Genomic DNA, 22,618 nt, shown 5'->3' on the forward strand with positions numbered 1-22,618 from the left:
GATGTCGGCTCGTCGCATCCTGGGGCTGGAGTAGGTCCCAAGGGTTGGGCTGTTCGCCCATTAAAGCGGCACGCGAGCTGGGTTTAGAACGTCGTGAGACAGTTCGGTCCCTATCCGCCGCGCGCGCAGGAAACTTGAGAAAGGCTGTCCCTAGTACGAGAGGACCGGGATGGACGAACCTCTGGTGTGCCAGTTGTTCCGCCAGGAGCACGGCTGGTTAGCTACGTTCGGAAGTGATAACCGCTGAATGCATCTAAGCGGGAAGCACGTTTCAAGATGAGGTTTCCCACCCCCATGTGGGGATAAGGCCCCCAAAAGATGATTGGGTTGATAGGCCGGAGGTGTACAGCAGCAATGCCCAGCCGACCGGTACTAATAGGCCGAGGGCTTGCCCCACCCACACCACACCACACCAACCCCCAACACAGGGACACGGTGTGAAACAGCGTGTAGGTGAACGGCACCCCACAAACAGAAACCCAAACCCAGATCCACCGCGTCCACTACACACATCCCAACCAACAAACCCCGTACACACGGGCACACCTGAAGAGTTGGTTGACAGAGTTACGGCGGCCATAGCGAACGGGAAACACCCGGACCCATCCCGAACCCGGAAGTTAAGCCGATCAGCGCCGATGGTACTGCACCCGAGAGGCTGTGGGAGAGTAGGACGCCGCCGGACATAACTTTGCGCAGGGCCACCCCTTCTGGGGTGGCCCTGCTGCCATTTGCGGCTGTTGTCGTGGCGTCTTCGCGCCACGCCCGGTTGACGTAGGCGGGAACCCGGGGTGCAATGTCATAGTTGCAGTCCGAATCAATTTCTCGAACTAGGAGTTCCCATGGTCAAGAAGCTGCTCATCGCCGCCGTCATCGCCGCGGGTCTCGGTGTGGCCATCAAGCTGGCCACCAGCCGCTGATCCAGAGCTCTCCAGTTGCCCGGTGCCGCAAGGTGCCGGGCAACTGTCATTTGACGCCCTGGGGAGCCTCTCCGTCCATCGCTCCCTCGTCCGGCATACCGGCGGGCGGCTCCTCCTTCGGGAGATCGACCTCAGCGAGCGAGCGTCGTGCGCCGGGTATCGCGAGGATGCCGGCCACCACTGCGAACAGAAGCACGCCGGCGAGCACGAGCAGCGACTCCACGGCGAACTGGTCCGCCAACGGGCCGAAGACGACCATGGACAACGGCATCGCGACCGACATGACGATGCCGACGATGCCGAAGACGCGACCCTGCATCTCCGGCTCGACCCGCTCCTGGAGGATCGTCATCGCAGGGGCGCTGAGCGCCGAGAAGGAGACCCCGATCAGGAGTCCGAACGCGAAGAAGACCCACATGTTGGTCGAGACGCCCAGCCCGATGACCAGCAGCCCGATGAGCACGACGGAGCCGACCATCAGTCGCATCCGGTGGGTGATGCGCGGCCCGAAGGTGGCCATCGCGGCGCCGCCGGCCAGCATCCCGAAGCCCCAGAAGAGCTCGTTGGCCGTCAGCTTCCAGACCTCGTCACCGAAGGTGCGGGTCACCATCAGCGGGGTCAGGTAGGACGGCGCGCCGACCATGACCATGACCAGCGTGAACAGCACCAGAATCCAACGGACGTGGGCGTGGGAGGCGACGTACTTCATGCCTGCTCGCAGGTCGCCGAAGTAGGAGACCTTTCCCTGGTCGGTGCGTACGATGCGGGCGACCGGGACGAGGGCGAGCAGGCCCACGCCGATCAGTGCCGTGGCCGCGTCGATGAAGAAGACCGCGACGATGTCCATGCTGGCGTAGATCACCGCGGCGAGGGCCGGGGCGAGCAGCGCCATCGCGGACTGGATCGTCTGGAAGGCGCCGTTGATCCGGAGGAGCTGGGACGTCGGGACTATCTGCGGGATCATCGCGGTCACCGCCGGCATCTGGATCCCGGCGAAGACCGAACGCACCGCCAGAGCCAGATAGATGATCCAGAGGTCGTCTATCCCGCTGGCCATCATGCCCGCCAGGATCAGGGTGGCGACCGCGATGATGGTGTCCGAGCCCATGATCAGGAACTTGCGGTGATGCCGGTCGGCCCATACGCCGCCGAAGATCGACATGAACGCCTGCGGAAGCATGCCGAAGACGAGGCTCAGCGTCAGCACCGAGCCGGAACGGGTCTCGATGGTGAGGTGCCACATGACGGCGAACATCACGAGCATCGAGCCGAGCAGCGACACCGTCTGGCCGGCGAGGAAGATCGCAGCGTTGCGCTTCCAGCCGGGAAGCTCGTCTGCGGACATGTCGTCCACCCTCGACCCGGCCGTGAGGCACGTCAACCGACTTTGGTCCACCCGCGATCCGCACCAGGATCAGCGGTCTCCCGGTAGCTGCTCGAGCGGCCCGGCAGACCCTTGCACCTGCAGGTAAGGTGACCCTAACTTTCCTGAATGGAGTGGGCATGGGTTTCGACGACGGCCGGAAGCTGAAGGGCGTGTACGCAGCAGAGGTGCTGCGCGCGAAGCAGGTGACTCCGCACATGGTGCGGCTCACCTTCGGAAGAGGCGACCTCGAGCGTCTCCCGCAGCACGGATTCGACCAGTGGTTCCGGCTCTTCCTTCCCCGGCCCGGCGGCGAGGCCACCAACTTCGACATCGTCCCCGAGAGGCTCGGGATGATCGACTACCTCAAGTTCATGACGCACGGCGACCGGCCGCCGCTGCGCAACTACACCGTGCGGGAGCATCGACCCGACCTCGGCGAGATCGACGTCGACTTCGTCGTCCACGGCGATCTCGGGATCGCCGGTCCGTGGGCGGCGAAGGCAGAGCCCGGGGAGCGGGTCGTTCTGATGGATCAGGGCAAGGGTTTCGACCTCGCGGCCGATGCCTCCTTCCATCTGCTCGTCGGCGACGAGTCGGCCCTCCCGGCGATCCTCGGGATCCTCCGGGACCTGCCGGCGACCGCGCGTGGGCTGGCCATCATCGAGATCCCGGACATGGCCGACGTACAGGAGGTGTCCGGTCCTGCGGGGTTCGAGGTGCGGTGGCTGCCGCGAAAGGGGTCCCCCGATCAGCCGGGGGCGCTGGCGCTCGCCGAGCTGAGGTCGTTCACGCCCGAGGAGCCGGCAACGCTCTCCGCCTATCTGGTCGGCGAGCGGACGATCCCGACCGAAGGGCGACGTCACCTGGTCTCGGCCGGGGTGCCAAAGTCGCGTATCACGTTCGTCGGCTACTGGCGGATCGGCAAGGCCCAGGCCTAGGCCTAGGTGCCGATCCGCCGGCGCGCTCGGGCCTCAGCCGAAGAGGTCGGTGAGGGACGTGCGGACCTGGTCGAAGGCCAGCCACGCGAAGAGCAGCGCGCAGATGAGCAGGCCGATGTTGGAGACCCACTTGTTGCGCCACTCCGCGGGGGTGTGGCTCGTGTTGAGGAGCCAGAGCAGGGTGACGGCCAGGAACGGCATGAAGAAGGCGCCGAGGACCCCGTAGATGAGGATCAACCACGTGGGCTCGTCGGCCACCAGGAGCCAGATCATCGGCGGGAAGGTGAGCCAGAGGATGTACGCCCGGTACCAGATCCCGCCGCTCTTCGCCTCGGCCTCGTCGGCACGCCCGCGAATGGTCCCGACGAAGTCGGCGAACATCAGGCTGACACCGTTCCAGACACCGACCAGCGACGACATCGCCGCGGCCCAGAAGCCGATCAGGAAGAGCTTGCCGAACCAGTTGCCGTACCGGTCGGCGAGCACCGTCGACAGGTCGAGCATGCCCTTGTCGCCGGTGCCGATCGCGATGTTTGCCGAGTAGAGCAGCTCGGCGCCGACGATGAGGGTGGCGACCACGAAGATGCCGGTGACGACGTACGCAGTGGTGTTGTCGATCCGCATGACCCGCATGAACTGCGGCGTGTGCCAGCCCTTCTCGCGCAGCCAGTAGCCGTAGGCCGCCAGGGTGATCGTGCCGCCGACGCCGCCGGCGACCGAGAGGATGTTGACCAAGGAGCCCTCGGGGATGGTCGGAACCAGTCCCTTGAAGAGCTCCGGGAGGTTGGGCAGCGTGACGAGCGCGGCACCGACCATCGTCACGAACATGATCCCCACCAGGACGGCGAGGACCTTCTCGAAGAGGCCGTAGCGACCGGTCCACACGATCGCGATCCCGATCAGCCCGGAGACGATGCCCCACACCTTCACCGACGCGAAGGAGAAGAGCGCGGTCAGGGCGAGGCCGGTGCCGGCCATGGCCGCGGCTCCGTAGATGAAGCCCCAGATCACGATGTAGGGCCCGAAGTAGATCGTCGTCCAGATGCCCAGGCGTCGCCAGCCCTGGAAGATCGTCTCGCCGGTCGCGAGGGTGTAGCGCCCCGCGCCCTCGACCAGCACGACCTTCAGCGCACAGCCGATGACCACCGCCCACAGCAGGGCGTAGCCGTACTTGCTGCCCGCGATCAGTGTGGCCACCAGGTCGGCGGCGCCGACGCCGGTCGCGGCGACCACGAGGCCTGGCCCCAGGATCCGCCAACGCGGGGTTTCGGACGACTCGGTCCTCGCTGCATGTGACATGAGCGACAGGTATACCGTCTTTTAAGGCAGATCAGCGAGTTTTTGACCAAGTACGGCACGCTCGCGTTCGTTCGTACACATCTCCGCCGCTCGCTCCAGCTCCTTGCGAGCCTCGACGGTTCGGCCGAGACGGCGCAGCAGCTCGCCGCGTACGGTCGGGAGCAGGTGGGTGTTGTCGAGCCGATTGTCGGTCGCGAGCCGGTCGACGAGCTCGAGCGCCGGCATCGGGCCGTGGGCCATCGCGACCGCGACGGCACGGTTGAGATCGACGATCGGGTTCGGCGCGATGCGGCCCAACGCCTCGTAGAGCACGATGATCCGCTCCCAGTCGGTCTTCTCGACCGATTCGGCGACCGCATGGGTGCCGGCGATGGCGGCTTGCAGACCGTAGGGGCCCAGGCCACGAGGGGTCGCCTGCTCCAGGGCGGCCAGCCCGCGGTGGATCGCACCCCGATCCCATCTGGTGCGGTCCTGGTCCTCGAGAAGGATGGCGTCGCCGCTCTCGTCGATGCGGGCCGGGAACCGGGAGGCGGTCAGCTCCATGAGCGCGAGCAGGCCGTACGCCTCCGGCTCCTCTGGAAGCACGCCGATCAGCACACGGGTCAGCCTCCGTGCCTCTCGTGCGAGGTCGGTTCGGATCAGATCCTCCCCCGAGGTTGCGGTGGAGCCCTCGGTGAAGATCAGGTAGAGGACATTGAGCACACCGGGAAGCCGCTGCCTGCGCTCCTCGGGCGGCGGCGCCTCGAAGGGCACCTTCGCGGCCGCGATCGTCTTCTTGGCGCGGGTGATCCGTGCCTGGATCGTCGGCACCGGTACCAGGAAGGCCCGAGCGATCTCCTCGCTGCTCAGGCCGCCGACGACCCTGAGCGTGAGCGCCACCCGAGCCTCCTTCGACAGCACCGGGTGGCAGGAGACGAACATCAGCGCGAGGACGTCGTCGTCGATCCGCTCGACATCCAGATCGTCGGCGTACGCCTCATCCTGGTCGTGAGCGATCGCCGCGTACTTCTCGCGCTGGACGCCGGCGCGGCGGATCGTGTCGATCGCGCGCCGTTTGGCGGTGGTCATCAACCAGCCGACGGGGTTGGCCGGTTGGCCGCTCTCGGGCCAGGAGACCAGAGCCTCGGCCAGGGCTTCCTGGGCCGCGTCCTCGGCGAGGGAGAAGTCTCCCGTGTAGCGCGCGAGCGCGCCGACGATGCGGGCGGACTCGATCCGCCAGATCGCTTCGACGGCGCGCGTCGCGTCACTCATCGGACTCGATCCTTGGTCTCGACAGGCTCGACCATCGGGTGGGGGGGCGGCGCGTGTCGCGTCACTCATCGGTGTCTCCTCATCTGGAGGTGTCGACAGGCTCGACCACCGGGGGCGGTCAGAGCTGACCGTTCTTGGTCCGCCAGTCGAGCTCCTTCTGGATCCACGGGTTGTCCTGGGGGAACTCGTCGATCGTCGGGACCCGGCGGACCTCGACGGCGGAGCCGGGGAAGTAGGTGAGCCGCTTGGCCCACTCGACCGCCTCCTGCTTCGAGGCGACCGAGATCAGGTAGAAGCCTCCGAAGAGCTCCTTGGTCTCGCCGTAAGGGCCATCGGTGACCACCGGCTGCTCCTCGGCGTCGGCGTAGGTGACCACGGTGTGCTCCTCGGGGTCGAGGCCTTCCATGGCCAGCACCACGCCCGCCTTGATGAGCTCGTCGTTGAGCTGACCCATCTTCTCGAGCATCTGCTCGAACGGGATCTCGGCCATCGCGGCGTTCTGCTTCTCCTCGTCGACGGTGCGCCAGATCAGCATGTACTTCGGCATCTCGGTTACTCCTGTGTCGGTCGGGCCGCCTTGCCGGCCCGTTCACCCCTTGGTCGTACGAGGTCTACGCGGGATCGACATCGGGGACAATCTTTTTCTCGGGCGTGGGTAGGTTGGGGACGTGAAGATCTCGCTGTGGCCCAACCTCGTCTACCCCACTGCCGACATCCTTGCCGAGGCGCAGGCGGCTGACCAGGCTGGTTGGTACGGCGTCTGGGTCGCCGACCACTACATGCCCAACACCGGCACCGAAGATGTGAGCGACGGGCCGATGCACGAGGTCTGGGGGATCCTGCCGGCGCTGGCCGCGACGACTCAGAACGTACGCATCGGACCGCTCGTCTCCCCGACGACGATCCATCACCCGGCCCTGCTCGCGAACCGGGCCGCGACGATCGACCACATCGCCGGCGGCCGGTTCGTGCTCGGCATGGGTGCCGGCTGGCAGATCAACGAGCACAAGGCGTACGGCCTCGAGCTGCCGGGTGCGAAGGTGCTCGTCGACCGGTTCGAGGAGGCGATCGAGGTCACCCGGTCGCTGCTCGACAAGCCGCGGACCACCTTCGACGGGAAGCACTTCCAGCTCGCCGACGCTCCGTGCGAGCCGAAGCCGATGGCCTCGCCGCTGCCGATCCTGGTCGGTGCCAAGGGCCCGCGGATGCTGCGGGTCGTCGCCCGTCACGCCGACGAGTGGAACACCTGGGGCACGCCCGAGAGCGCGGGAGCGGTGCGGTCCAGGCTTCTCGAGGCCTGCGAGCAGGTCGGTCGTGACCCCGGCACGATGCGGACGACCACCAACCTGATGCTCGACCTCGACGGCGCGAACCCGGGCTTCGCCCGGAGCCAGGCCGGCTCGGCCGGCGAGCTGCAGGACCTGATCGGCCGCTATGTCGAGGCGGGGTTCGACGAGTTCATCCTGCCGACGTGGAATCTGGGTGACACGGGTGCGGAACGGATCGAACGGGCCGCTCGCCTCAAGGCCGACGTCATCGACCCTGTGCTGGTGCCTTAGTCGGCGCCCCGGCCAGAGCGGGCGAGGATCGCGCTGTTGATGACGTCGGTACCCGGCGCGTCGAGCTCGGGAATCGCCTCCGCGACGACGCTCAGGCCGGCCAAGGCCGTCGGGCCGACCGGCGGATAGAGCAGCGTACGCAGCCCCCGAGCGCTCCGCGCGAGGACCAGGCCGTCCGGGGCGAGGTGGGCGACCGCCTTGTCGAGCACTGCCGCCTTCGCGGCGTCGTCGGACCCGACCAGCCCGGCCAGGAGCACGACATCGGGCGGACACGGCGGAGTGGCGGAGGCTGCGTCGGCGTGCTCGAACGTCACGCCCTCGACCTCCAAACGACCGAACGCGGCCGCAGAGAGCTCGATCGCCTCCGCGTCGTGGTCGACACAGTGCACGGCGATGCCGCACTGGGCCAGGCAGAGCGCGGTCAGCGGCAGCGGCCCCGATCCGAGGAGCAGCACCCGCCGTGGCACGGTGCCCTGGCGGCGTACGGCCTCCAGCTCCATGTCGACGAGCAGGCGGTAGTTCTCGTCGTAGGGGAAGCGGGCCAACGCCCCGGCCGGGTCGGGGGAGCCGGCGATCTTGCGGGCCCAGACCCGCTCGAGCAGATGCTCCCCAGCGGACGTCACCGATCTGAAGTGGGCCGGGGAGCGCGACGGCGGGAGCGCGGCCAGCACCGCTGGCGCCGCGTGCTCGGGCACGCTCAGCACCGAGCTGACCAGTCGATGGAAGAGCGCGTCGACGACGATCCCGGGATCGAGCGACGGCTGGTCGAGCAGCTCGTCGAGGGTGGAGATCAGACGCTCGTCGACAGCTTCGAAGGCACCCGGATCCACAGTCGCACACGATCCCACATCAGCCGCGGCCGCCGCAGACGGTTCTGCCACTAGGTGATGATCCAGGGCTTCAGGCGACGCCCTTGGTGCGCCGGTAGCCGACCACTGGCTCGGGCTGGGGGCCGACATGGCGACGTACTACTCCGGTGGCGACCGCGGGTTCATCGACTGTCCGGCCCACGACGACGTCGTGCCCTGAGGTTCGCTCCGGATCCCAGGACTTTGCCGGCTCGTGTCTGGAACGATGTAGAACTGCGCCGAACGGCGACGACGTATCCCCCGTAAGCACGCCTACGGAAGGCGCCTACGAAAGGGAAAGAGCATGAAGTACGTCATCCTGATCCACTCCAACCCCCAGCCGTGGGGTCACCCGACGGGTGACTTCATCCCCGAGGTGCAGTCACTGCCCGAGGCCACCAGGGACGGCCTCACCGCTGCCTGGGAGGCGGTGATGGAGGAGCTCTCGGCCAACGGCGAGCTCCTCGGCGGCCAGGCACTCGCGGATCCGGCCTCGGCGAGGCTCTACCGCTGGGACGCCGGCGAGCCCGTCGCCACCGACGGCCCCTACTCCGAGGCGAAGGAGCACCTGGCCGGCTTCTTCCTCATCGACGTCGAGTCGCAGGCGAGGGCCGAAGAGGTCGTACGCAGCTTCAGCGGCCCCGGTGAGACGGTCGAGCTCCGGCCGGTGGCAACCTATTGACATGACGATGACGGGAGTCGAGGACGTGTGGCGGAAGGAGTCCGCCCACGTCCTCGGCGCCCTGCTTCGGGTCCATTCCGACCTGCCCGACTGCGAGGACGCCGCCCAGGAGGCGTTGATCGCGGCCGGTCAGAGGTGGTCGTACGACGGGGTGCCGGTCAACCCGCGGGCGTGGCTGATCCGGGTGGCTCATCGGCGACTGATCGACCAGCTGCGCGCGGACAAGGCACGGACGCGGCGTGAGGTCGCCGACGGGATCGCCCGGCGGCTCGACGAGCCGGACCCGGAGGCAGTGGAGATCGGGTCGGCCTACGACGACTCGCTGCGACTGATGATGATGTGTGCCCATCCCGCCCTCCGGCGCCCGTCGCAGGTGGCGATCACGCTGCGGTGCGTGGGCGGTCTGACGACGTCGGAGATCGCGGCCGCCTACCTGGTCCCGGAGGCGACCATGGGCCAGCGGCTCAGCCGGGCGCGAGGGACGCTGAAGGACGAGGAGTTCTGCTCGCCGGCGCCCGACGAGCTGCCCGAGCGGATCGCCTGCGTGCTCGACGTCTGCCACCTGATCTTCAACGAGGGCCACACCCGCACCAGCGGCCCGGAGCTGCAGGGCATCGAGCTCACCGAGGAGGCCATCCGGCTGGCCCGGATCGTGCGCGGCGTACTCCCCGAGCACGACGAGGCCACCGGCCTGCTCGCGCTCATGCTGCTCACCCAGGCCCGCTCGTGCGGGCGCGTCGACCACCTCGGCGACCTCATCCCGCTCAAGGACCAGGACCGCTCGCAGTGGGACCGGGACCTGATCCGTGAAGGTGTCACCCTGCTGGAGGACGTACTTCCCGAAGGGCCGGTGGGGCGCTACCAGCTGCAGGCTGCGATCGCCGCCGTGCATGCCGAGGCGGAGTCGTACGACGCAACCGACTGGCTCCAGATCAACCTGCTCTACGGGATGCTCGCCCAGGTGGCGCCCTCGCCCGCGGTCACGCTCAACCGTGCGGTGGCGGTGGCGATGAGCCTCGGCCCCGAGCACGGGATCGAGATCGTACGCGACCTGCTGGAGCATCCGGCGATGCTCAGGCACCACCGGGCCCATGCCGTGCTGGCGCACCTGCTCGAGCAGTCCGGCGACGTCACGACGGCGCGCGAGCACTACGTGCTCGCGGCGCGGCTGACCCGGAGCGTGCCGGAGCAGCGTTACCTGAACCGCCGGATCGAGGCCCTCGACCGGCCCTGACGATGGCCACGCCGATGTGGCTGAGAGTGGCAGAAGTCCTTCAGCTGAGCTCCGAGATGGCTAGGCTGAGGTCATGGACGAGGCCGAGGTGCGTGCGGTCATCTTCGGTCTGCATGACACGCTGATCCCGAGCGGAACCAAGGCCGAGCGGAACGCGATGGCTCGCGGCATGGGCTCCATCCTGGGCATCGATCCGGCAGCATTCGCCTCGGTGGTCGCCGAGACGCTCGATGAGCGGACCCGTGGCCTGCTGGCCGACGTGCACCACACCGTCCGATACCTGTCCCGGCGGCTGGGCGCGGTCCCCACCGAGAGCCAGGTCGAGGAAGCCATCAAGCGACGCCTCGACTTCGCGCTCTCCCTGCACGCCGCGACCTGGGCTCTCCCTGTCCTGGGTGCGCTGCGGACGCGCGGGTTCAGACTCGGGCTGGTCTCCGACTCCTGCTGCGCTACGACCGAGGTCTGGCCGGACAGCCCTCTCAGCGAGTACTTCGACGCGGTCTCGTTCTCGTGCCAGACCGGCGTACGCAAGCCCGACTCGGGCGCCTATGTGGTCGCGGCGGCAGCGCTCGAGGTGGCGACCACCGAGTGCGTCTACGTCGGTGACGGCGGCAGCCGTGAGCTGAGCGGCGCCGAGGCGCTAGGAATGAGAACCGTACGTTTCGAGCCCGAGGACCCGGCGCAGCGCGCAGAGGTCGAGTCGGACCCGGACCCCGAATGGAGCGGCCCGACGATCGGTGACCTGAACGAGCTCATCGCGATGATCGGCGTGCCGATGCCCCGAGAAAAGTCCGAATCGCGGACTTTCGTCTCCGGCAATGTGGTGCCGTGGGGCTCGAAGGGATCATCCCGCTGATCTGGCGCTGAGAGCGCCGATCGCAGCTGCACGACTCGATCAGAGTGCTGGTCGCGGGTCAGCATCCCACTCCTCGTGGGTCGATGTCAGCCGAAGATCGGGATCCTTCGAGACATCGGTCCGCTCCTCGGCACGGTTCCGGGCTGCCATCGAATTGGTGTCTGAAATCACACGGCCGCTGTTACCTGTCCTGCGACAGGTTGTCGGCTCCTCTGGTGGGTCCTTGATTGGACCGGATCGCTCCGTCAGGCGGCACCGCACGCCTGAAATCGGGACGAAATGGTCGTTCACCCCTAGCCAGTTCGCGCTGAAAACGGTAAGAATCGATCGACCGACAGGGAAGAAAATTACCGACTCCGAACCCCACATTTCGGACTCAGGTTTCCAACAGTCATGGTTTGCCCCCGATGCCCTTGACCTACATGCTTACCTGTCAGTCGACAGTTAAATCATGTTCAAGGAGGGAACCGGGTGGCGCTAGCTGCAGACCACAGCACGGACACGGTGCTGAACGCACGAGCAGATGCTCGCGCGCAGGGGGGACAGGTCAGCGACTGGATGCCGTACCTACCGGCTTCGTCGAGTCCGTACTGTCCGAGCGACGTCGACCCGAGCAGCCTGACGTGGGCCGAGACGGTCGCTCCCGGGGGGTACACCCACAAGGTCCTCGCCCGAGGCACGCGGCTCCGTCTCGAGGACCCGACCGGCGAGGCCTGCGCCCACACGCTCGTCTACAACGCACTCGAGCCGACCGAGCGCCTCAACGTCGCCGACACCCAGAAGATCCCGTGGCAGGCCTACCTCGGCGCCGGCCACCCGCTGCTCTCCGGTGACGGCCGTGTGCTGGCCACGATCCTCGAGGACAGCTCGGGTCGCCACGACGCCTTCTGCGGGACGAGCACCGGCGCCTGGAACGCACTGCGCTACGGCACCGCGCTGCCCGAAGGGCCCGCGCCCGCCGGTCGTGACCTCTTCGTCAAGGCGGCGGCCAAGCACGGGCTCGGCCCGGCCGACGTACCTCCCTCGGTCTCGTTCTTCCAGGGAGTCCGCGTCGCCGCGGACGGAAGCTTCGACTGGCTGGGCTCGTCCGGGGCCGGGACCTCGGTCGAGCTCGTGGCCGAGCTGCCCCTGACCGTCCTGATCGCGAACGTCCCGCACCCGCGGGACCCGCGCCCCGAATACATCGTCGGTCCGCTGCGCGTGCACGCCTGGCGTACGCCGGAGACGACCCCCACCACCCCGGGCGACGCGCGTTTCGACGCCTCTCCCGAGATCCGGCGGGCATATCTGAACACACTCGACTATGCGGAGGCTCGGGCCCTGTGACAACCACGATCGACGACCCGGTGATGAGGCCTGTGACCACCGTTCCTGTCCCAGCGACCACCTATCTGACGCCCGACGGGCAGCTGGTCTCCAGCGTCCCGGTCGGTGCCTCGTACGCCGACGGGAGCCCGCTCGACTGGGGCGACCCGCTCGTGGCGGGCACCGTCATGGTCGACGAGCAGGTGGCCCCGCGGGCCTCGTGGTCGGGCGTCGTACGTGCCGGGCAGGTCCTGACGATCGTCGATGTCGGGGGCAACCAGTCGGGAGACTGCCTGCTCTACAACGCGAACGACACCGACGAGCGCTACAGCGCGCAGGACACGCTCGCGTGGCAGAACAGCGCCTACATCCGCACCGGGACGGTGCTGCGCAGCAACCTCGGTCGCGCCCTGATGACCGTCGTCGACAACGAGATCGACCGCCAGGACACCATCGGCGGCGCCTGCTCGCGCGAGTCCAACACCCTGCGCTACGGCCACCACGTGATGTATCACCACGGCTGCCGGGAGAACTTCCTGACCGAGGGCGCCAAGCACGGGCTGGGCATGCGCGACATCGTCTCCAACATCAACTGGTTCATGAACGTCCCCATCGAGGAGGACGGTGCCCTCGGCATCGTCGACGGCATGTCCGCGCCGGGGAAGCGGGTCGCGCTCCGTGCGGAGACCGACACCCTGGTCCTGGTCTCCAACTGCCCGCAGATGAACAACCCCTGCAACGCTTTCAACCCGACGCCTCTGCGGATGATCGTCTCCGAGCCGGACGCCGACTTCGACTACGAGGCTGACGCATGACGGCTGGTCTGTCCTTCGACACCGTCCTGGTCGCGAACCGGGGAGAGATCGCCCGCCGAGTGATGCGCACGGCGCGTGAGCTCGGGATGCGTACGGTGGCGGTCTTCTCCGAGGCCGACCGAGCGGCTCCACACGTACGCGAGGCCGACGAGGCCGTCTGTCTGGGCTCCGCGCCCGCACGCGACTCCTACCTCCGTGGCGACCTGATCATCGCAGCAGCCCTGCGCACCGGCGCGGGGCTGATCCATCCCGGCTACGGCTTCCTGTCCGAGAGCTCCGCCTTCGCCCGCGAGGTCGAGGATGCCGGGCTCCGTTTCGTCGGTCCGACGGCGGACCAGATCACCGCCTTCGGCGAGAAGCACTCCGCCCGCCGGCTCGCCGAGATCGCCGGGGTGCCGATGCTGGCCGGCACGGGTCTGCTCTCGGGCCCGGACGAGGCGGCCGCGGAGGCGGCCCGGATCGGGCTGCCGGTGATGGTCAAGGCGACCGGCGGCGGTGGCGGCATCGGGATGACCGCCTGCAGCTCGGAGGAGGACGTGCGGGTCGCCTTCGAGCGGGTCGCTCGCCTGGCCCAGACCAGCTTCGGGACCTCCGGGGTGTTCCTGGAGCACCTGGTGCGCCCCGCGCGTCACGTCGAGGTGCAGATCTTCGGCGACGGCCAGGGTCAGGTCGCCGTGCTCGGGGACCGCGACTGCTCGCTGCAGCGCCGCAACCAGAAGGTGATCGAGGAGGCGCCGGCGCCGGCACTGCCCGAGGCCGTACGCACCGTCCTGCACGACTCCGCGCGCCAGCTCGCCAAGTCGGTCTCCTACCGCTCGGCCGGGACCGTGGAGTTCGTCTACGACCCGGGTCGCGAACAGATCTCCTTCCTCGAGGTGAACACCCGTCTCCAGGTCGAGCACGCGGTCACCGAGCAGGTGATGGGCATCGACATCGTCGCTCTCATGCTGCGCCTGGCCCGCGACGGGGTCGGCGTCCTGCCGGACGAGCTCTTCCGCAGGTGCCCCGTTCCCGAGGCGTACGCCGTCGAAGCACGTGTCTACGCCGAGGACCCTGCCAAGGACTCGATGCCGTCCTCCGGCCTGGTCACGCGCGCGGTCCTCCCGGCCGAGTCCGACAGCGTGAGGGTCGACTCCTGGATCGAGACCGGTCTCGAGGTCTCGCCCCACTACGACCCGCTGCTCGCCAAGGTGATCGCCACCGGCGGGACTCGTGACGAGGCCCTCTCCATCCTGGGCGAGGCGCTCGCACAGACCCGTATCGACGGCATCGTCACCAACGTCTCCGCGCTGCGTGCGATGACGAGCTACGCCGAGCTCCGCTCGGCCACCCACTCGACCTCGACCCTGGCCGACCGTGCCAAGGAGGGCTCCGCCAAGGATGGTGGGGACCCGGACCCGCGCATCGATGTGCTCGACGCGGGCGTGCTCACCACGGTCCAGGACCTCCCCGGCCGGGTGGGGTACTGGCAGGTCGGTGTGCCTCCGTCGGGGCCCTTCGACTCGGTCTCCTTCGCCGAGGCGAACCTGGCCGTCGGCAACCACCGGGGCGCTCCGGGCCTCGAGGTCACGGTGCCGTTGGCGTCGGGCCGGTCGACGGCCGGCGGACCGACGCTGGTCTTCTCCGATCCCGCCGTCGTCTGCGTGACCGGTGCCCCCATGCCGGTCACCGTCGACGGCGATCCCGTCCCGCAGTGGGAGCCGGTCGAGCTCCCCGCGGGGTCCACCTTGAGGCTGGGCCGCTCCGACGGCCCGGGGCTGAGGGCGTACGTCGCGGTCCGGGGTGGCCTGGACGTACCGGAGTTCCTGGGCAGCGCCTCGACCTTCACGCTCGGCGGCTTCGGCGGGCACGCCGGCCGCGCTCTCCAACGAGGGGACGTGCTCCGTCCCGGCACCGCGAGCGACCCTCAGGCTCAGCCCGCGGCCACTCCCGACTCGCGGCGGCCGGCGCTGACCAGCACCTGGGAGATCGGCGTCACCGAGGGGCCGCACGGTGCCCCGGAGTTCTTCACGCGCGAGGACATCGACCAGCTCTACGCGGCGAGCTATCAGGTGCACCACAACTCGGCTCGCACCGGCGTACGCCTGATCGGGCCGAAGCCGACCTGGGCCCGTGCCGACGGTGGTGAGGCGGGTCTGCACCCGTCCAACATCCACGACACCCCCTACACGGTGGGCTCGCTCGACTTCACCGGGGACACCCCGATCATCCTCGGTCCCGACGGACCCTCGCTGGGCGGCTTCGTCTGCCCGGCGGTGGTCGCCAGCGGCGAGCTGTGGAAGATCGGGCAGCTGCGGCCCGGCGACAGGGTGCGTTTCGTGCCGGTGCGGGAGGGCAAGGCCGCCGGCCTGGTCAACCACCGTTCTTCCCTGACGGTGGCTCGCGGGTCGGGCGGCGACGGCGACGACGGCGTGCTGGGCAGGCTGCCCGGGACCCCCGCACGGCCGGAGGTCACCTACCGGCGCAGCGGGGACAACTCGGTGTTGGTGGAGTACGGCCCGATGACGCTCGAGCTGGGTCTGCGAATGCGGGTGCACGCGCTGCAGTCGGCGCTCGCCGAGCACGCGCCCGCGGGCATCATCGACGTCACGCCGGGGATCCGGTCGCTGCAGGTGCACACCGACTCCTCGGTCCTGCGGGCCGGTCAGGTCGCCGGGCTGCTGCGTGAGCTGGAGGAGGACCTGCCCGCGACCTCGGAGCTCACCGTGCCTTCACGACGGGTGCGCCTGCCGCTGTCCTGGGACGACCCGGCGACCCGCGAGGCGATCGAGCGCTACACCGCCGGCGTACGCGACGACGCGCCGTGGGCGCCGTGGAACATCGAGTTCATCCGCCGGATCAACGGGCTCGCCTCGGTAGAGGAGGTCCATCGGACCGTCTTCGACGCGTCGTACCTGGTGCTCGGGCTGGGTGACGTCTACCTGGGCGCGCCGGTGGCGACACCGCTGGACCCACGGCACCGGCTGGTCACGACGAAGTACAACCCTGCGCGCACCTGGACGGCAGAGAACTCGGTCGGCATCGGCGGCGCGTACATGTGCATCTACGGCATGGAGGGGCCGGGCGGATATCAGCTGGTCGGGCGCACGACGCAGGTGTTCAACCGGTTCCGCAAGAGCGCCACACCGGGCGGGCTCTTCCACGAGGACCCGTGGGCGCTGCGGTTCTTCGACCGGATCGAGTGGTATCCGGTCTCCGCCTCGGAGCTCTTGGAGCTGCGGGCCGAGGTCGAGGCCGGACGCGGTGAGTTCGAGACCGAGGAGGGCACCTTCTCGATCAAGGAGTACGACCGCTTCCTGGCCGCCAACGACGACTCGATCTCGGCCTTCCGCGACCGTCAGTCCGCTGCTTTCGACCAGGAGCGGGAGCGCTGGAAGGTCTCGGGCGAGTTCGACATCTGCGACCGCATCGGAGCCCAGGACGACCCGTCGGAGGTCGAGGTCCCGGACGGGTGCGTGCAGGTGACCGCACCGTTCACCTCGACGGTCTGGAAGGTCGTGGTCGGCCTCGGTGCGCGGGTGGCCGAGGAGGACCCGCTGATGATCGTCGAGGCGATGAAGATGGAGGCGAGCGTGCCCGTGCCCGTCGCCGGCGAGGTCGTCGAGGTCTACGTGAAGCCGGGCGAGCAGATCGTCCCGGGACAGGTCATCGCCGCGGTGCGTCCATCCGAGCGGGTCGGGGCACCGAGTTGATCCACTCGCTTCCCGGCGGCGCGGCCGCTCGTGCCGCCGAGGCGCTCGATCGGATCGAGGCATCGGATCGCCCGGAGATCTGGATCTCGCTGCGTACGCGTGCCGACCTGCTCGAGGAGGCTGCCGCGATCGACGCGAAGGTGGCCGGCGGGGAGGTCCTGCCGTTGGCGGGGCGGCTGCTGGCGGTCAAGGACAACATCGACGTCCGTGGGCTGCCGACGACAGCGGGGGCGCCCTCGTACGCCTACACGCCTGCCGCCGACGCCACTGCTGTCGCACGGCTGCGCGCGGCCGGGGCGCTGGTCGTGGGGAAGACCAACCTGGACCAGTTCGCCACCGGGCTGGTGGGCACCCGTAGCCCGTACGGCGCGGTCCGCAACGCCTGGGACGCGACCCGGATCTCGGGCGGATCCTCGTCCGGCTCGGCGGTCGCGGTCGCGCTGGGCCTGGTCGACCTCGCGCTGGGGACCGACACCGCGGGCTCCGGTCGCGTGCCGGCGGCGCTCAACGGGATCGTCGGGGTCAAGCCCTCGCGCGGGCTGGTGCCGGTCACCGGGGTCGTGCCGGCCTGCTACACGCTCGACTGCGTCACCGTCTTCGGGCGGGATCTGGCGTCTGCGCGGGCGGCGGCGGAGCTGATGTCGGGTCCTGACCCGGCGGATCCGCTGTCACGTACGCTGCCTTCTGATGGTGGGGTGCCGCCGGTGCCGCGGGTGGCGGTGCCGACCAGCGAGCATCTCGAGGGGCTCGCCCCGGGGTGGTCGGTCGCCTTCGAAGCGGTGGTCGCCCGTCTGGCCTCGGCCGGCGCCGAGATCGTCGAGACCGACATCTCCCCGTTGCTGGAGGCGTCCGAGCTGCTCTATGAGGGCGCCTTCGTCGCCGAGAGGTACGCCGCGGTGGGCTCTCACCTGGAGGACCACCGGGATCTGATCGGGACCGATCTGGACCCGACGGTCGCCTCGATCGTCCTCGCCGGAGCAGCGCCCCGGGCGGTCGACTGGGCGCGGGACACGGCTCTGCTGGCTCGTCTCGGCGCCGAGGGTCGGTCGGCGCTGGCCGGGTGCGCCGCATTGCTGACGCCGACGACGACCTGGCACCCGACGATCGCCGAGGTGGCCGCGGACCCGGTCGGGGCGAACGCGCGCCTGGGTCGCTACACGAACTTCGCGAACCTGCTCGACATGGCCTCGCTCGCGGTCCCGGCGGGCCAGGTCGGCGGGCTGCCCTTCGGGGTGCTGCTCACCGGTGCGGCCGGGAGCGACCGGACCCTGGCCGCCCTCGGTCACCTGCTGCTCAGCCCCAGCGTCGATGTCTTCGTGGTGGGTGCTCATCTGTCGGGCCAGACGCTCAACCACCAGCTGGTCGAGGCGGGAGCGACGTTGCTGCGCCGGACCTCGACCTCGGCGGCGTACCGGCTGTTCGCGCTCGAGACGGTGCCGCCCAAGCCTGGGCTGGTCCGGGTCGGTGGTCCCGGGACCGGGGCGCGGATCGAGGGCGAGCTGTGGCGTGTGCCGGCTGCTGGTTTCGGGGCATTCGTCGGCGGCGTACCTGCGCCCATGGTCATCGGGACGGTCGAGCTGGAAGAAGGCCTCTCGGTCTCGGGATTTCTCGTCGAGCCGTATGCCCTCGAAGGGGCCGTCGATATCTCCGTGCACGGAGATTGGCGTAGTTACCAGTCTGAGCAGGGCCTTTAACGTTCAGCGTCGATCTTTGTTACGGGACCGGGGTCATTCCTCCTGGTGGCACAGGACCCTGTTCAGGGGCCTGGTTCGCCGTCACACTGGGCAGAATTCCGCCAGCATTATCGCCCCGGGAGGATGCTGTGCAATGTCCAGAGCCTGGTCGCGCCATACACTTTGTTGACAGGGAATTCAACCCTTCTGTGGGACTTTCGACTCTATTCTTTAGAGGAAGAAGACTCTTTCGAATCTTCCCCGAAACTCGGGAGGCCGCTTAGATGGCATACATGACAACTAGGCGTTCTCGGCCCGGCCGCCCTAGGCATGTGCCCGATTCGGGTACTGCCTCACCACGTGATCAGATCCTGGATGCATCCGCGCGACTCTTCGTTTCCCAGGGCTTCGCGGCGACATCCACCCGCGAGATCGCCGACCAGGTCGGCATCCGCCAAGCGTCCCTCTACTACCACTTCGCGGGCAAGGACGAGATCCTCGTCGAGCTGCTCCGGAAGTCGGTCCGTCCGACCACGGACAAGGTCGAGAAGATCCTCAACCAGGTGCCGCCGTTGGACTACGAGACGGCTCTTTATCTGCTCGTGCTCATCGACGTACGCACGCTCGCCGATGTGTCGCACAACGTCGGCATGCTCTATCTGTTGCCGGATGTGACCAACGGCGAGGTCTACACCGAGTTCCGCAAGGAACACGAAGAGCTCGCTGCTGCCTACGCCGATCTGGCCAGCAAGGTGGCCTCGGAGAAGGTGCTGGAGGGCGTGAGTCTGAAGCAGTTGGGCAACATGCTCATCCAGCAGGTCGAAGGCGTCATCAAGATGCGCACCGAGATGCTCACCGAGGACGCGGTCAGGAGGATCACGTGCCCGGAGGCGTGGGCCATCGCGGCCTCGTGCCTGCGGATCTGCGGGGTCAGCCAGGACAAGATCCAAGCTGCGAACGAGGTCGCCGTGGACATGCTCGACGACTTCCTCGAGGACAGGGTCCGCGAGCTCGCCTGACAAGCCAGGCTGACAAGACGGTAAATGGTGGGCCGGGCTTGCGCGCGTGAGTTGCCCCGTTGAGGCTTGAACGACAAACTTTCCGAGCCCATTGTCCGCTTCCCCACCACGAGGACCCCCACACGTGCGCAACGACTCTTCCGGAGGCCACTGATGGCCCGGAAGCAGACAGCCATCCTCTCCGTCACCCGCGGGGTCACGACGCTCAACGGGCTGGTGGTCGAGCGTCCTTGGGGAGAAGACCCGCATCAAGCGGGCGTACGCGCCGTGCGGGAGCAGTTCGCCGGGCCGAGCCGTAGGCCGGTCGAGGTCGTGGCCACCGACGACGAGGCCCGGATCCGGATGGTCGTCCACCCGGACGGGCTGATCACCGATGTCGAGACGCTCGAGGTCTTCGGGCGCCATTCCTCGCCGGACGCCGTTCCGGGTGCGGCGTGGCTGCCGGCCGATGCTGTTGCTCCTCTGGTCCTCGAGGCCGAGCCCGATGAGCCCGAGGAGGAGCCGTGGGTTCCTCCGGTCCTCGCCGTTCCGGCGCCGATGGTCGAACCGGAGCCTGCTCCGCCTCCGCCTCCCGCTCCGGCCCCGGCCCCTGAGTCTGGGGCTGAACCCGCGCCGGCGCCTCCGTCCGAGCCAGAGTCCGAGCAGACCGTTGAGGCTGCCCCCGTCCCTGCGCCGCCGTCAGAGCCGGAGGCCGAGTCGCCCGCTGAGGCCGCGCCTGCGCCCGCCCAGGTGCCTCCGCCTGAGCCGCAACCGGAACCCGATCCGGAGCCTGAACCCGGACCGGGGTTTGAGCCGGAGCCTGAGAAGGATCCCGGGCCGGCGCTACCGCCCGTACCTGTCCCGACGTCCGCTTCGGCGCCTCAGCCCGAGGCCGAACAGGTCCCTGACCGCCCGGCCGGACCGCTGGTTCCGGTGCACCACATGGACCCTGGCCCCTACCGACGGTCACGGATGACCCGCCGAGGCAGGGTGGCGCTGGTCGTGGTCGGTGTCGTGCTGCTGATCGTGCTCTACGAGATCGTTCGCGGGCTCGTGACCGGGGCCGGCCCGGACTCCTCCGACAAGCAGGATCCGCAGAGCCAGGAGTCGGCGCCCAGCGCCCCGGCAAGCGACGACGTCATCGAGCCGACGAAGGAGGCCTCGCCGAGCGCACCGGCGTCCTCAGCACCCGTCGAGCCGAAGCCGACCTCGACGCCCAAACCCTCCAAGAAGCCGACGGCGGACCCCGGGCCGACCAGGACCCTGTCGGTGGACGCGACCGCGATGACCGAGGCGATCGGCCTGCGGATCGACGCCAGCCGGCTGCCGGTGACGGCCACGATCGCGATGGATCCGTGGGGCGCGCCGGAGCGGTTCACGCGTACGGTCACGATCACCGAGCCCAACCAGCGCGTCGTGATCAAGCCGGTCGCCTCCGGGCACGCGAAGTGGAGCGTCAAGGTCGCCGGGGCCACGAAGGTCACCGGCTACACCCACTCCTGGCCCGAGGGGGACCGCGAGTTCATCAAGCGTTGAGCGTCATCGGGCGGAAACCGTCCCGGGCCTGAATTGCTACCACGGTCGGATGTGGCCCATCCGGAGCGGGCGTACGCTGCATGAGAACGTGTTCCTGCGCCTCGGAGGTCTCGCATGCCGCTCAAGATCACCCCGCCGGTCGGCACTCGCAAGATTGCCGACAAGGCACTCGGGAAGGTGGAGCGCACCGCCAAGCAGGGCGTGCGCTGGGCCTTGGGGCACGGCCTGCCGCGTACGGCCATCGTCCGTTCCGCCAAGAAGGGCGACCTGCAGGGGGACCTGATCCTCAGCGGGCCCGGGTCGCACACCTTCGATCTCGCCGACCTGTTCGAGGAGTTTCGCGCGCGTGGGCCGCTCTACAAGGGCGGCTTCAGCCACCTCGCGGTCGACCATGAGGTCATCAAGGAGGTGCTGACCAGCAACGACTTCATCACCGGGTTCTTCGCCCCCGACGAGTCGGGCACGGGGCTGATGGCGAAGGCGGCCGCGTGGTCGTCCAGCGACGTCTTCGCGCCTCTCCAGCCACCGTCGCTGCTGGCGACCGAGCCGCCGGAGCACACGCGCTACCGCAAGCTGGTCACTCGCGTCTTCACGGTGCGGGCGGTCGAGAAGCTGCGCACCCGCACCGAGGAGATCGCGCGTGACCTGCTCGATGACCTGGAGCGAGAGGCCTCCTCGGGGGCGAGCGTCGATCTGGTCACCCGCTACTGCGGGCTGTTGCCGATCACGGTGATCTCCGAGGTGCTCGGCGTGCCCCTCGAGCTGCGTGAGCGCATGCTCGAGCTCGGCAAGGGCGCTGCGCTCAGCCTCGACATCGGGCTGGAGTGGCGCACCTTCCGGGACATGGAGTCGTCGCTGGAGGAGTTCGACACCTGGCTGCGCGGCCACCTCGAGCACCTCGCCGAGCACCCCGGGGACGACCTGCTCAGCCAGCTCGTCGCACTCCGCGACGACGGGGACCGGCTCAGCGAGCGGGAGCTGCGTGCGGTCGCCGGCCTGGTCTTCGCGGCGGGCTTCGAGACCACCGTGAACCTGATCGGCAACGGCATCGCGCTCCTCCACGACAACCCCTCGCAGCTCGAGGCGCTCAAGACGCAGCCCGACCTGTGGTCGAACGCGTCCGACGAGATCCTGCGACTCGACCCGCCGGTGCTCCTGACCGGCCGCGTCGCCCGGCGCAGCTCCACCATCGCCGGTGAGCACATCCCGCGCGGCACGATCATCAACACCGTTCTCGCCGCCGCCAACCGCGATCCTGCCGTCTTCACCGACCCGGCCACCTTCGATGTCACCCGAGAGAACGCCCGCGACCACCTCTCCTTCTCCGGCGGCCGCCACTTCTGCCTCGGTGCCGCCCTGGCCAGGATGGAAGGCGAGATCGGCCTCCGGCTCCTCTTCGAGCGCTTCCCCGACCTCGAGCTCCTCGAAGGTCGCGAGCGCCACCCCACCCGCATCCTCCGCGGCTACTCCCACCTCCCCGCCCGCCTCTCCTGACCCGCCGAGGCGTCACCTCTGCAGGCCGAGCCGTCACCTCTGCAGGTCGAGGAGAGTCACCTCTGCAGGTCGAGGAGTCACTTCTGCAGGTCGAGGAGTCACCTCTGCAGGCCGAGGAGTCACCTCTGCAGGTCGAGGAGTCGCTTCTGCAG

The 22,618-nt window shown here is 68.7% G+C and carries 17 protein-coding genes and 2 rRNA genes; 14 read left to right on the top strand and 5 right to left on the bottom strand.

The genetic code is table 11. The features are described 5' to 3' along the window. Together ACRDPS_RS08660 and rrf are read left to right on the top strand one after the other, a co-directional pair. Nucleotides 1-396 (top strand): 23S ribosomal RNA (locus ACRDPS_RS08660); the annotation flags it as partial. A 172-nt stretch (nucleotides 397-568) separates the two neighbouring features. Continuing rightward, a 5S ribosomal RNA gene (gene rrf, locus ACRDPS_RS08665) occupies nucleotides 569-685 on the top strand. A 281-nt stretch (nucleotides 686-966) separates the two neighbouring features. Here the strand turns inward: rrf and ACRDPS_RS08670 are convergent. Next, on the bottom strand, nucleotides 967-2,265 hold the full coding sequence (locus tag ACRDPS_RS08670) for an MFS transporter (RefSeq protein ID WP_431501223.1): 1,299 nt from the start codon (nucleotides 2,263-2,265) through the stop codon (nucleotides 967-969). A 158-nt stretch (nucleotides 2,266-2,423) separates the two neighbouring features. Between ACRDPS_RS08670 and ACRDPS_RS08675 the strand changes: the two genes are divergently transcribed. After that, entirely contained in the window at nucleotides 2,424-3,224 is an 801-nt protein-coding gene (locus ACRDPS_RS08675) for a siderophore-interacting protein (protein ID WP_431501224.1), read from the top strand. A 33-nt stretch (nucleotides 3,225-3,257) separates the two neighbouring features. Here the strand turns inward: ACRDPS_RS08675 and ACRDPS_RS08680 are convergent, their stop codons facing one another. From ACRDPS_RS08680 to ACRDPS_RS08690, 3 genes are all read right to left on the bottom strand, one after another. After that, on the bottom strand, nucleotides 3,258-4,523 hold the full coding sequence (locus ACRDPS_RS08680; RefSeq protein WP_431501225.1) for an Nramp family divalent metal transporter: 1,266 nt from the start codon (nucleotides 4,521-4,523) through the stop codon (nucleotides 3,258-3,260). Nucleotides 4,524-4,544: 21 nt separating this feature from the next. Continuing rightward, nucleotides 4,545-5,774: an RNA polymerase sigma factor gene (locus tag ACRDPS_RS08685; RefSeq protein ID WP_431501226.1), complete on the bottom strand. Its 1,230-nt coding sequence runs from the start codon at nucleotides 5,772-5,774 to the stop codon at nucleotides 4,545-4,547. Nucleotides 5,775-5,892: 118 nt separating this feature from the next. Beyond that, a complete protein-coding gene (locus ACRDPS_RS08690) occupies nucleotides 5,893-6,321 on the bottom strand; it encodes a YciI family protein (RefSeq protein ID WP_431501227.1) in 429 nt (142 codons plus the stop codon). A gap of 121 nt (nucleotides 6,322-6,442) precedes the next feature. On the opposite strand from ACRDPS_RS08690, the gene ACRDPS_RS08695 reads away from it, so the two are divergent. Then, nucleotides 6,443-7,333, top strand: a complete 891-nt coding sequence (locus ACRDPS_RS08695; RefSeq protein ID WP_431501228.1) for an LLM class flavin-dependent oxidoreductase — start codon at nucleotides 6,443-6,445, stop codon at nucleotides 7,331-7,333. On the opposite strand, the gene ACRDPS_RS08700 is transcribed toward ACRDPS_RS08695, so the two are convergent. After that, nucleotides 7,330-8,163, bottom strand: a complete 834-nt coding sequence (locus ACRDPS_RS08700; RefSeq protein ID WP_431501229.1) for a nicotianamine synthase family protein — start codon at nucleotides 8,161-8,163, stop codon at nucleotides 7,330-7,332. The two genes, ACRDPS_RS08695 and ACRDPS_RS08700, sit on opposite strands and share 4 nt — an antisense overlap. A 322-nt stretch (nucleotides 8,164-8,485) precedes the next feature. On the opposite strand from ACRDPS_RS08700, the gene ACRDPS_RS08705 reads away from it, so the two are divergent. The 10 genes from ACRDPS_RS08705 to ACRDPS_RS08750 all read left to right on the top strand — a co-directional run bounded on the left by ACRDPS_RS08705 (nucleotide 8,486) and on the right by ACRDPS_RS08750 (nucleotide 22,466). Further along, complete coding sequence (locus ACRDPS_RS08705; RefSeq protein ID WP_431501230.1) at nucleotides 8,486-8,863, top strand: YciI family protein; 378 nt, start codon at nucleotides 8,486-8,488, stop codon at nucleotides 8,861-8,863. Between the two features lies 1 nt (nucleotide 8,864). Continuing rightward, a complete protein-coding gene (locus tag ACRDPS_RS08710; protein WP_431501231.1) occupies nucleotides 8,865-10,097 on the top strand; it encodes an RNA polymerase sigma factor in 1,233 nt (410 codons plus the stop codon). Nucleotides 10,098-10,170: 73 nt separating this feature from the next. Beyond that, nucleotides 10,171-10,953 (top strand): HAD family hydrolase, encoded by a 783-nt coding sequence (locus ACRDPS_RS08715; RefSeq protein ID WP_431501232.1) that lies wholly within the window; start codon nucleotides 10,171-10,173, stop codon nucleotides 10,951-10,953. A 471-nt stretch (nucleotides 10,954-11,424) separates the two neighbouring features. Next, nucleotides 11,425-12,279 carry an urea amidolyase associated protein UAAP1 gene (locus ACRDPS_RS08720; RefSeq protein WP_431501233.1) on the top strand — a complete coding sequence of 285 codons (855 nt, stop codon included), beginning with the start codon at nucleotides 11,425-11,427 and terminating at the stop codon, nucleotides 12,277-12,279. After that, the gene (locus ACRDPS_RS08725; protein ID WP_431501234.1) at nucleotides 12,276-13,073 is read left to right on the top strand and encodes an urea amidolyase associated protein UAAP2; all 798 of its coding nucleotides are present in this window, start codon (nucleotides 12,276-12,278) and stop codon (nucleotides 13,071-13,073) included. Before ACRDPS_RS08720 ends, ACRDPS_RS08725 begins: the two co-directional genes overlap by 4 nt. After that, the gene (gene uca, locus ACRDPS_RS08730) at nucleotides 13,070-16,765 is read left to right on the top strand and encodes an urea carboxylase (RefSeq protein ID WP_431501235.1); all 3,696 of its coding nucleotides are present in this window, start codon (nucleotides 13,070-13,072) and stop codon (nucleotides 16,763-16,765) included. Before ACRDPS_RS08725 ends, uca begins: the two co-directional genes overlap by 4 nt. Then, nucleotides 16,762-18,459, top strand: a complete 1,698-nt coding sequence (locus tag ACRDPS_RS08735; protein ID WP_431501236.1) for an allophanate hydrolase — start codon at nucleotides 16,762-16,764, stop codon at nucleotides 18,457-18,459. Before uca ends, ACRDPS_RS08735 begins: the two co-directional genes overlap by 4 nt. 311 nt (nucleotides 18,460-18,770) lie before the next feature. Next, the gene (locus tag ACRDPS_RS08740; RefSeq protein ID WP_431501237.1) at nucleotides 18,771-19,457 is read left to right on the top strand and encodes a TetR/AcrR family transcriptional regulator; all 687 of its coding nucleotides are present in this window, start codon (nucleotides 18,771-18,773) and stop codon (nucleotides 19,455-19,457) included. Between the two features lie 153 nt (nucleotides 19,458-19,610). Next, the gene (locus ACRDPS_RS08745; protein WP_431501238.1) at nucleotides 19,611-20,972 is read left to right on the top strand and encodes a hypothetical protein; all 1,362 of its coding nucleotides are present in this window, start codon (nucleotides 19,611-19,613) and stop codon (nucleotides 20,970-20,972) included. A 114-nt stretch (nucleotides 20,973-21,086) separates the two neighbouring features. Next, a complete protein-coding gene (locus tag ACRDPS_RS08750; protein ID WP_431501239.1) occupies nucleotides 21,087-22,466 on the top strand; it encodes a cytochrome P450 in 1,380 nt (459 codons plus the stop codon). Nucleotides 22,467-22,618 lie beyond the last annotated feature (152 nt).

Source organism: Nocardioides sp. (genome assembly GCF_050699375.1).
Classification (GTDB): Bacteria; Actinomycetota; Actinomycetes; order Propionibacteriales; family Nocardioidaceae; genus Nocardioides.

Coding starts and splice junctions, on each gene's coding strand:
- ACRDPS_RS08670 (WP_431501223.1), bottom strand. CDS start 2,265: ATGTCCGCAGACGAGCTTCCCGGCTGGAAGCGCAACGCTGCGATCTTC.
- ACRDPS_RS08745 (WP_431501238.1), top strand. CDS start 19,611: ATGGCCCGGAAGCAGACAGCCATCCTCTCCGTCACCCGCGGGGTCACG.
- ACRDPS_RS08705 (WP_431501230.1), top strand. CDS start 8,486: ATGAAGTACGTCATCCTGATCCACTCCAACCCCCAGCCGTGGGGTCAC.
- ACRDPS_RS08680 (WP_431501225.1), bottom strand. CDS start 4,523: ATGTCACATGCAGCGAGGACCGAGTCGTCCGAAACCCCGCGTTGGCGG.
- ACRDPS_RS08690 (WP_431501227.1), bottom strand. CDS start 6,321: ATGCCGAAGTACATGCTGATCTGGCGCACCGTCGACGAGGAGAAGCAG.
- ACRDPS_RS08750 (WP_431501239.1), top strand. CDS start 21,087: ATGCCGCTCAAGATCACCCCGCCGGTCGGCACTCGCAAGATTGCCGAC.
- uca (WP_431501235.1), top strand. CDS start 13,070: ATGACGGCTGGTCTGTCCTTCGACACCGTCCTGGTCGCGAACCGGGGA.
- ACRDPS_RS08715 (WP_431501232.1), top strand. CDS start 10,171: ATGGACGAGGCCGAGGTGCGTGCGGTCATCTTCGGTCTGCATGACACG.
- ACRDPS_RS08710 (WP_431501231.1), top strand. CDS start 8,865: ATGACGATGACGGGAGTCGAGGACGTGTGGCGGAAGGAGTCCGCCCAC.
- ACRDPS_RS08685 (WP_431501226.1), bottom strand. CDS start 5,774: ATGAGTGACGCGACGCGCGCCGTCGAAGCGATCTGGCGGATCGAGTCC.
- ACRDPS_RS08675 (WP_431501224.1), top strand. CDS start 2,424: ATGGGTTTCGACGACGGCCGGAAGCTGAAGGGCGTGTACGCAGCAGAG.